The sequence below is a fragment of the Ensifer sp. SSB1 genome (assembly GCF_016652895.1).
In the GTDB taxonomy this organism is placed as follows: Bacteria; Pseudomonadota; Alphaproteobacteria; order Rhizobiales; family Rhizobiaceae; genus Ensifer.
In genome coordinates, this window is the sequence record NZ_JAEPRP010000267.1 from 1 (window position 1) to 6,652 (window position 6,652).

Below are 6,652 nucleotides of genomic sequence, written 5' to 3' on the forward strand. Positions count from 1 at the left end.
GGCTCTATACCAAACGCGGCGATGCCGATGGAATTTGGGCCAACATCTTCCGCACGTACGGCTACGACAGCCGCGGCAATCGGATCTGGGCGGTTGATGGTGCCGGTTCGCGCACCGAATGGGACTACGATTCCACCTATACGATGTTTCCGGTCAAAGAACGTGCACCGCGCTATTTCGCCACCGGAGGCAATGCAGCTGATACCCGTTTTGTGGCGGCGACCGGTTATGACCTGGTCTGCGGCCTGCCATCGTCGAAGACCGATCCGAACGGCATTGTCGAAACCTTCGGGTACGATCCCTTCTGCCGCCCGTTTTCCTATACCCACTCCGGTTCTGGACGATACGTAAACACTCGCTACGACAACGAGGGCGATCCGGCACTGCAGGCGGTTCGCACCCACGAACCACGTTCGTCGACAGGCAGCGAGGTCATCAAGCGCACCTACTTCGATGGTCTTGGACGGCCGTGGCGTTCCCAGTCTCCCGGTGAACCCGGTACGGGACAGGTGCGCATCGTCGACACAGCCTATGACGCGCGTGGCAACGCTGCCAAGATCGCCCACCCACGCTTTGCCGACGAAACCGCGCAATGGACGGTCAACTCCTATGACTGGCAGGATCGGGTCGTCCGCACAGCCAATCCGGACGGCAGCGTCCGAACGAACCAGTATCAGGCCGAATTGGCCACTCCCTGGGGTACCGATAACGTCTCCCTCTATCGGCGCCATTCGGTTGACGAAGCCGGGCGGCAGACCGTTATCTACACCAACACTTATGGCAACGTGATCAACGAGCTTTCGTATAGCGGTACCGCTTGGGTGATGGATCAGGCGCGGTCCTACGATCCGGTCGGTCGACTGCTGAATGTCACCGATGCCGGCGTCGCGCGGATTTCCTACACCTATGACCTGGTCGGTAACCGGCTGACGGCGAACGACCCGAATCTCGGCAACTGGTCCTATGCTTATGACGGTGCCGATCGGCTGATCCGCCAGACGGATGCACGCGGCGCGGTGACGACGCTGGCCTACGACCAGATGGATCGACTGACGTTGCAGCAGGTGCAGAAACCCGGCGAACCGACCCCCACGGTCGTGGCCCGCAACACCTACGACGAGGCGGTCGTTTCGCCATCGCACAACATCGGTCTCATGACCAAAGCGGTGAACGGCGCGGCATCGAGCATCTTCAGCCGTACCTATAACGGTACGGGCTCGGTGATGCGCATGACGACGACAATCGACGGCGCGGCACATGCAACGGTCGAAACCCGCGACCGCCAGGACAAAGCGGTGTCGGTCGAATACTCGCCCGCACCGCTCGCGGTCGGCAGCGCCGCCGCGCCCTACACCTATAACGACGCGGGCTTCTTGGCGACGATACCCGGGTACATCACCGCGACGAGCTACGAGGCGGACGGCCAGACGAAATCGATCACCTATGCCAACGGCGTCGTGACCACCTTCACCTATTCGCCGCAGCGGCGCTGGCTCACCGGGCTGAAAACGGTCAAGGGCGCGACTGTGTTGCTCAATAACCAATACACTCGTGATCTCTCCGGCAAGATCAAGACAATTACCGGGGCGACTGCCAATGATAACTGGGTCTACGACTACGATCCGCGCGGCCGCCTGATCAAGGCGGAGAACCCCGGTGGTTCGCTGGGCGAGACCTTCACCTATGCTGATAACGGCAACCTGACGTTTCGCACCCGGATGGGCAACTACGCCTACCCGGCGGCCAATGGGATGCGACCTCACGCTCCGACCAAAATCGGTAGCGCCACCATCGGCTATGATGCCAACGGCAATATGGTCAGCGACGGCAGCCGCGCGCTCGTCTGGGACGGCGCCAACCGGTTGTCGACCGTCTCACAGGGTGGGGCGACAACCACACTCGTCTACGGCCCATCAGGCTCGAGAGTGAAGAAGAGCGATGCCTTTGCGACGACGCTCTATCCCGATGCCAACGTAGAGATCGATCGCAAACCGGGGCAGGATACCTACACGCGCTACCCGCACCCGGATCTGAAGATCAGCTCGGTGGCGCAGACTGGTGTCACCACCGCCACGTTCCTGCACCGCGATCACCTGTCGTCGGTCCGCCAGGTGACGGATGCCAGCGGCAACCTCGTCGAGCAAAATGGCTATGCTGCGTACGGTGAGCCGACGAATACGGCGATGCGCACGCAGAAGGGCTACATCGGCGAGCGCTTCGATCCTGAAACCGGGCTGCAGTACCTCAACGCCCGGTATTACGATCCGTGCTTCGGAAGGTTCATCCCGGCAGAGGACACGGTCGACAGCGGCCAGATCTCTGTAATCATCCCGAGCAAGCGCAAGGAAATCGAGCTTTCGGAGGGAGGCGAATGAGAACAACACTTCCCTTAATCCAGGCTCATCGCGGAATGCTCAAGGACGCAACCTTATGACCTTTCTTTGCCATATGCTGGCGCGGGCACTCGCCGTCCTCCTCATTGCCAGCCTTGCTGTCACCCCGATGGCAGGCGTAGCAAATGCCCGCTTTATTTCACCGGACTCGTTTGATCCGACCATCGAAGGTGTCGGCACAAACCGTTATGCCTACGCGGGAAATGACCCGGTCAACAAGAGCGATCCTAATGGGCATATAGCGTTTGCAGTTCCTATCGCAGTGGGCGCATTTGAGGTGTGCGTATCTGGAGGCTGTGCCGCGGCCGTTGCCACATTGCTTGCGGCCACCCTTGGAGTAAAGTTGTTTCAAGGCGCACTTTCAAATGAAACCGTGTCGGACGACGAGACCGAAGGTTCACCGCCGCCAGGATTTGCCGAAGTGGAAGAGGCGATGACAGCAGGTACTTGGCCTGGCAAGCAAAACAAAGATTCCAGCAAGACACAGCTTGGCATTGACGCAGGACAGGCTTCGAAAAATCTCGACGTAGTTCGAGGCCTCAATGGCGCGAAGTCAGATACGAAGCCCAATGGGTCTGAGGTGATAACTCTCAAAGACGGCACGAAAGTTGTCAGTTATCCCGTTCGAGATTCGACTGGGAACCCGGGAATTGAAATTCAACACCCAGAAAAGAAAGAGCGGAACATTAAGATCGATGTCCAGCGTAGTGCGCACGACGTGACCGGCGCAAAGGATTCTGTACGCTCAGGAAACGAGTCCCGGGATCGCAGCAACTTCACCGGAAAAGACAAAAGATAGAGGCACAATACAGGAGTTGGAATGGTAGAGAATATTCGTTTCGAGCTAAAAGAGATTTTTGACGGAAAGCGAGATCTGGGCGATATCGAAAAATTAAAAGCGCTTGAAATATTGTTGCCACAGCTTGACGCTCTTGCCGTTGGAGATCAATTCAACGCAAATAGAACGATGATAATTCCTACTCCAGCGACGCGCGCACGTGTGCTCGAAGGTACTCTGGGGATAAGCGAAACCAATTCAAAAAGGTGGAGCGAGGAGCAATTCGACAGCTTCTTTGCACAAATTCTCGAAGGAGGCGCTTACTATTGGTTTCAACCGACAGGTTTGTTCGAATTCGAACCTCTCTTTTGGGCCCCCTACAGTTCAGCTCGGCGCGACTATCTATACGTCTATGCAATGGAGTGGGGTATGAGGCCCTGCGGCATTACACGGGCAGATGGTGGCATATCCATGCTATCTCACATCGACGATAACTATACGTTTGTCTTCGGTCGCGAGGAGGAGATGCGGATATTCGAAGACGCCTTTGGTGGCTCGAAAAAAATCTGCGAAGATCTGCTGAATTATTTGTCGACGACGGAGATCGATTTCGGAGAAGGCAACGTTAATGGATATCTGCAGCGGGTTTTGCCGACGGTCGGTGGCTGCATCTCTTGAAGCTGAAGGAAGCCTAGTACGCAAGTGCTGACGAGGGCCTAATTTGGTCGGTTCGCAGGGGCGGTTAATAGAGGCGGAGAACCCGGACGATTCTCTGGGCGATGCGTTCACCTACGCGGACAGCGGTGGCCGACCTTCCGTACCCGCCTTGGGACCCAAGTGTACCCGACTGGCGATGGCGTGCGTCTGCACGCTTCGACCACGGTTGGGAGCGCCACTATCGGCTATGAGCAGCCGCTTGCTCGTCTTGGGCGGCGCAAACAGGCTATCTACGGTCACGGTGGCAGCGCATTCCGCCCCCAACGTCGAGACCGACCGTAAGCCGAGACAGCACATCTACAAGCGCTCCCGCATTGCCTTGAAGCTCTTGTATCAAGGTGTTCGTGAATCCGGTTGTGTAAAGAGATCCGCTTGAGCAAGTTTACGGTTGTGTAATCTACTCATGCGCGCATAGCCTGCATTCCAAATCATTGATTCGGCGGTTCAGTCGAGGGAGTTCATGCGACACAATCTGTTGGGTTTTGCGGCATTGGCCGCCACGGTTTAGTTTGCCTTGTCGGTTGAGGCGGAAGGGCAGGGAGGTGCGCTGAACTCGCTTCTGATCTCTGCCGCAAGAGCGCAGGAGTCGGACGGAAGCGCGAAAACGGACGGTGGCTTCGGCAATGCTGGATCTAGCCTTGGCGGTTCGGGTATCGAAAGCAAAAGCAGCAAGGCGGCCGCGAACGAGAAGCCGGATACGACGGTTGATCGAACTCGGCTCGGCAATGGCGACGGAAGTGGCAAAGAAACCAAATCAGATGAAGGAACTGGGCTCGATACCAACCCAGTTCTAAATGCGGAGGAGCCAGGCGCCGAGGATAAGGACGGCGCGCGCCTGGAACGTTCGCTTGCAGCGGCCGCCGCAGCGCCGGCGATCGAGTCCCCGGTCAGCGCCTTGCCGAAAGCTTCGGTTCCGGAAATCACCGGAAACGGTTCGATGACGCAGTCGATCGCAATCGACGTGCCAGCCTTCCGCAGCCTGTCCCCCAAACTGGCGCTTACCTACGATTCCGCTCGCAAGAGCCGTCTGGGCGGTCTCTATCAAGGATTCACCGGCTTTGCCTGGGGTGTAGATGGCCTCGACGTCATCGAACGCGCGAGTCCTGGCTACGGTGTGCCAGCCTATGACGCGAGCGACGTCTATCTGCTGAACGGAAGCGAACTCGTCGCTTGCACAACCGGCATGGTTTCGGCTTCGTGCGCGACCGGCGGCACGCATGCCAACGAAAATGAGGACTATCGCCGCATCCGCTTCGACAGCGCCGCGAATACCTGGACGGTGACGGCGCGCGACGGCACTGTGTCGCTATTCCGCTCGGTTGCCGCGGTGGCCAATTTCAATCCGGCTGCGGGTACGCCGGAATTCGATATGAGCCAAAAGGGGCGTTATGTGCTGGCGTCGGTCACCGACACCAACGGCAACGTGATGACCTATCAGTACACGTGCCCGGATCTGCCGATGTGCCTGCCGCAGCGGATCACCTACAACACCAACTACTACACGCACTTCTTCTACGACACCCGCCCGGATTTCCAGACGGCGGCGAACGGCTACTTTCTCACCTGGATCAAGCATCGGCTGAAGTCGGTCGTAAATTACGCTAACGGCCAGCATCACAGCGCATACTCGCTGAGCTATGATCAGGCCCCGCTCTCGAATACCTCGCGCCTCGTCAAGGTCACGCGCTGGGGCCGAGACGTCGGTTTCGACGCAAACGCCAATCCGATTTCTGGCACCAGCAAGACCATCCGGCAGATGACCTATGACAGTTACGCCATCTCATACACCAGGAAGCCATTCGCTTTTCCGCACACCGAGCTCAACTTCGTGGACGGCGTTAATGCGCAACAGGTCGACGATCTCAACTTTGACGGCCGCGATGAGATTTACGGCGTCCTTGAGGTCCAATCCTCTTCGCTCTCGGCTCCGACGTACGGTGTTCAACTCACATCATTTGATGCGAATGGCGTCAGTATCAAAAATAGATGGTCTGGAGGTTTAACTGTTCCTACACTAGCATTTTAGGTCAGGTTCCTCGGCGGCCAGCTGACCAAGGACATCTTCCTCCCGAGCGCCACCCACAGCGTTGCCGGCTGGACGACCACAAGCCACCGGTTCTTCCCGGTGAACGGCGCGCTTGACCTCGTGGGCATGACGACATGCACCGGGGGCTACGCAGCCGTCTGTGGTGGAATTGGAACAGGCGAAGCCGCGGTGGCCGTTGCCGATACTGATGGCGACGGCGTCGACACTCTGTATGGCAATCTTGGTTATGCCAATGAACTTCTGGGAAATGGCCGCCAGGGCATAATCTGGAAGAACGCAGCCTATCGTTTGGTCAATGGCGCCTGGGTCGCGTACGGCTTGCCGGGCGACTGCGTCAACGCGGCTTGCTCCTACGGCGACCTGAACGGCGATGGTGTCACCGACGTCGTTCACGCACCGGTTAGGGGCGACCCGTATTATCAGACCAATATCTTCTTTGGCACAGGCCGAACGTTCGTTCACGTCCTCGGCAGCGTCCCGCTTCTCGGCATTCCAATGCTGCGCGACATGGACAATGACGGCAAGATGGAGGTGATCGCTTCCGACCGGTTGAACACTCAGGTCAATCCTTTCCGACAGTTGAACGTGTATGGCCTATGGTTGGCCGCATCCGGGAATACCTTGCCGTTGTATTCTTCATTCAACGGCTCGGCAGTCTCCGGTGACTTTAACGGCGATGGCTTACCCGACTTTTTGGCGTCGACGGGCGAGACGGCG

General features: G+C 58.0%; 5 protein-coding genes. All 5 read left to right on the forward strand.

The features are described from left to right. The coding region (locus I8N66_RS35230; protein WP_291164534.1) for an RHS repeat-associated core domain-containing protein at window positions 1-2,375 on the forward strand (2,375 nt) is incomplete at its 5' end. 55 nt (window positions 2,376-2,430) lie between these two features. After that, window positions 2,431-3,192 (forward strand): RHS repeat-associated core domain-containing protein, encoded by a 762-nt coding sequence (locus I8N66_RS35235; RefSeq protein WP_291164537.1) that lies wholly within the window; start codon window positions 2,431-2,433, stop codon window positions 3,190-3,192. Window positions 3,193-3,213: 21 nt separating this feature from the next. Further along, window positions 3,214-3,849: a hypothetical protein gene (locus tag I8N66_RS35240; protein ID WP_291164540.1), complete on the forward strand. Its 636-nt coding sequence runs from the start codon at window positions 3,214-3,216 to the stop codon at window positions 3,847-3,849. 553 nt (window positions 3,850-4,402) lie between these two features. Next, complete coding sequence (locus I8N66_RS35245; RefSeq protein WP_291164543.1) at window positions 4,403-5,914, forward strand: SpvB/TcaC N-terminal domain-containing protein; 1,512 nt, start codon at window positions 4,403-4,405, stop codon at window positions 5,912-5,914. A 189-nt stretch (window positions 5,915-6,103) separates the two neighbouring features. Further along, the coding region (locus I8N66_RS35250; protein ID WP_291164545.1) for an FG-GAP-like repeat-containing protein at window positions 6,104-6,652 on the forward strand (549 nt) is incomplete at its 3' end.